We start from the raw sequence: 1,941 nt of genomic DNA on the forward strand, positions 1-1,941 counted from the left end.
GGCGGCCGCGGCCCGTCGCCCGGTGCTCGCGGGTTTCGCCCCGCAGGCCGCCCTGTCCCCGGGCGGCGATGCCGAACGCGAGGCCGAGCGCACGGGCGTCTCCCAGACCGAGGTCTTCCCGCTCGCACTGTTCGCCACGGGCGGGCTCATGTTGTTCCCCGCGGCCAACGACCTCATCACCCTGTTCATCGCGCTAGAGGTGCTGTCCCTGCCGCTGTATGTGATGTGTGGCATGGCCCGCCGGCGGCGGCTCCTCTCCCAGGAGGCCGCGGTGAAGTACTTCCTGCTGGGGTCCTTCTCCTCGGCGATCTTCGCCTACGGCGCCGCGCTGATCTACGGGTACGCCGGAACCGTCGAATTCGGCGGCATCGCAGCAGTGGTCGCCGCCGAGGGCGGCAGCTCGCTGGCGCTGATCGGCGTGGCGATGATGTCGGTGGGCCTGCTGTTCAAGGTCGGGGCCGTGCCGTTCCACACCTGGACCCCCGACGTCTACCAGGGCGCGCCCACCTCGATCACGGCGTTCATGGCCGCCGGGACCAAACTCGCCGCGTTCGGTGCGATCCTGCGGTTCTTCCACACCGCCGTCCCCCGCCTCGAGGACGACTGGGCGCCCGTGCTCTGGGTGATCGCGGCGTTGACGATGATTGTCGGCACGGTCGTCGGAGTCACGCAGAACGACGTCAAACGCCTGCTGGCCTACTCCTCCGTCGCGCACGCCGGATTCCTGCTCACCGGGGTGCTCGGCCCTCCGGCGGCCGGTACCTCCGCCGTGCTGTTCTACCTCGCGGCGTACGCGGTGAGCACCGTCGGCGTGTTCGCGGTGGCCGGGCTGGTCCGCGCGCCTGACGGCGCCGAGATCACCGACCTGCAGGCCTGGGCCGGGCTCGGCCGACGTCAGCCACTGGTGTCGGGCGCGTTCGCACTGCTGCTGCTCGCACTCGCGGGCATCCCGCTGACCAGCGGGTTCATCGCCAAGTTCGCGGTGTTCTCCGCAGCCGTTGCCGGCGGCGCGGTGAGCCTCGTGGTGATCGGCGTGCTCACGAGCGCGATCGCGGCCTCGTTCTACGTCCGCGTGATCGTGGTGATGTTCTTCCGCGATGCGGGCGAGGTGGACTCCGGAAACGAGCGTTACGGCTCTGCAGGCGCCGGCGAGGTGGCGTTCGCGCGCAGGCCCGTCACGTACGCGGTCGTCGGCATCGCGGTCGTGGTGACGATCCTGCTGGGGATCGTGCCGCAGCCACTGCTCGACCTGGCCACCGCGGCGGCCGCGTTCGCGGGGTAGGAGTTCGCGGAGAGGAGGCCGAGTTGGCGGAGTTCGCGGGGTAAACAGCCATCCGGCCGTCAGTAGCCGCGTCGACAAGAGTCTTTCACCCGTATCGGTCGAGTAGCAGTGCACGAAACACTCTTCTCGACGACTGCCGCCCGCTGCCTGCCGCCCGCCGCGCCCTCGGAGCCCGCCGCGCCCCCTACTCCCCCAGGCCCAGCGGGGTGGCGTCGAACTCCCCGGACAGCGCGGACACCGACCGAGCAAGCCGGAGGTCGCGCTGGGTGACGCCGTCGACGTCGTGGCTGCGGAGGTCGAGGGTGACCTCGTCGTAGCTCCACAGCAGGTCGGGGTGGTGGTCCTGCGAGTTCGCGGCCTGCCCGATCGCGGCGACCAGGTTGATCGCGGCCTGAGGGGTCTCGCACACGGCCGTGTAGGTCAACGACCCTTCCGAGAAGGCCCAGCCGGGCAGGTCGGCGAGACCTTCGGCGATCTGCTCCTCGGTCAGGCGGGTGTTGTCGTCGGCGGCGGGGCGGGCGTTGTCGGCGTCTGCGCTCATGCCGTCCAGTCTGGCACCTCGCGGCGCACCCGGCACTCCCGCCGGGGCGCGGGAACTCATCGCCGCGCCCGCTGCTTCCCGCCGGGGCGCGGGAAATCTCCGCCGCGCCCGGCGCTTC

General features: G+C 71.3%; 2 protein-coding genes. One reads left to right on the forward strand and one right to left on the reverse strand.

The window, feature by feature from the left end; genetic code table 11:
• Positions 1-1,282: NADH-quinone oxidoreductase subunit NuoN (gene nuoN / locus G6024_RS12165; RefSeq protein ID WP_159148812.1), on the forward strand; the 1,282-nt coding region annotated here is incomplete at its 5' end.
• 184 nt (positions 1,283-1,466) lie between these two features.
• Here the strand turns inward: nuoN and G6024_RS12170 are convergent.
• Positions 1,467-1,823: a 4a-hydroxytetrahydrobiopterin dehydratase gene (locus G6024_RS12170; RefSeq protein WP_067714662.1), complete on the reverse strand. Its 357-nt coding sequence runs from the start codon at positions 1,821-1,823 to the stop codon at positions 1,467-1,469.
• Between the last annotated feature and the right edge of the window lie 118 nt (positions 1,824-1,941).

This window comes from Dietzia maris (assembly GCF_014144855.1).
Classification (GTDB): domain Bacteria; phylum Actinomycetota; class Actinomycetes; order Mycobacteriales; family Mycobacteriaceae; genus Dietzia; species Dietzia kunjamensis.

What these genes read in the sequence shown, in the direction of transcription:
- G6024_RS12170 (WP_067714662.1), bottom strand. Translation starts at nt 1,823, where the DNA reads ATGAGCGCAGACGCCGACAACGCCCGCCCCGCCGCCGACGACAACACC.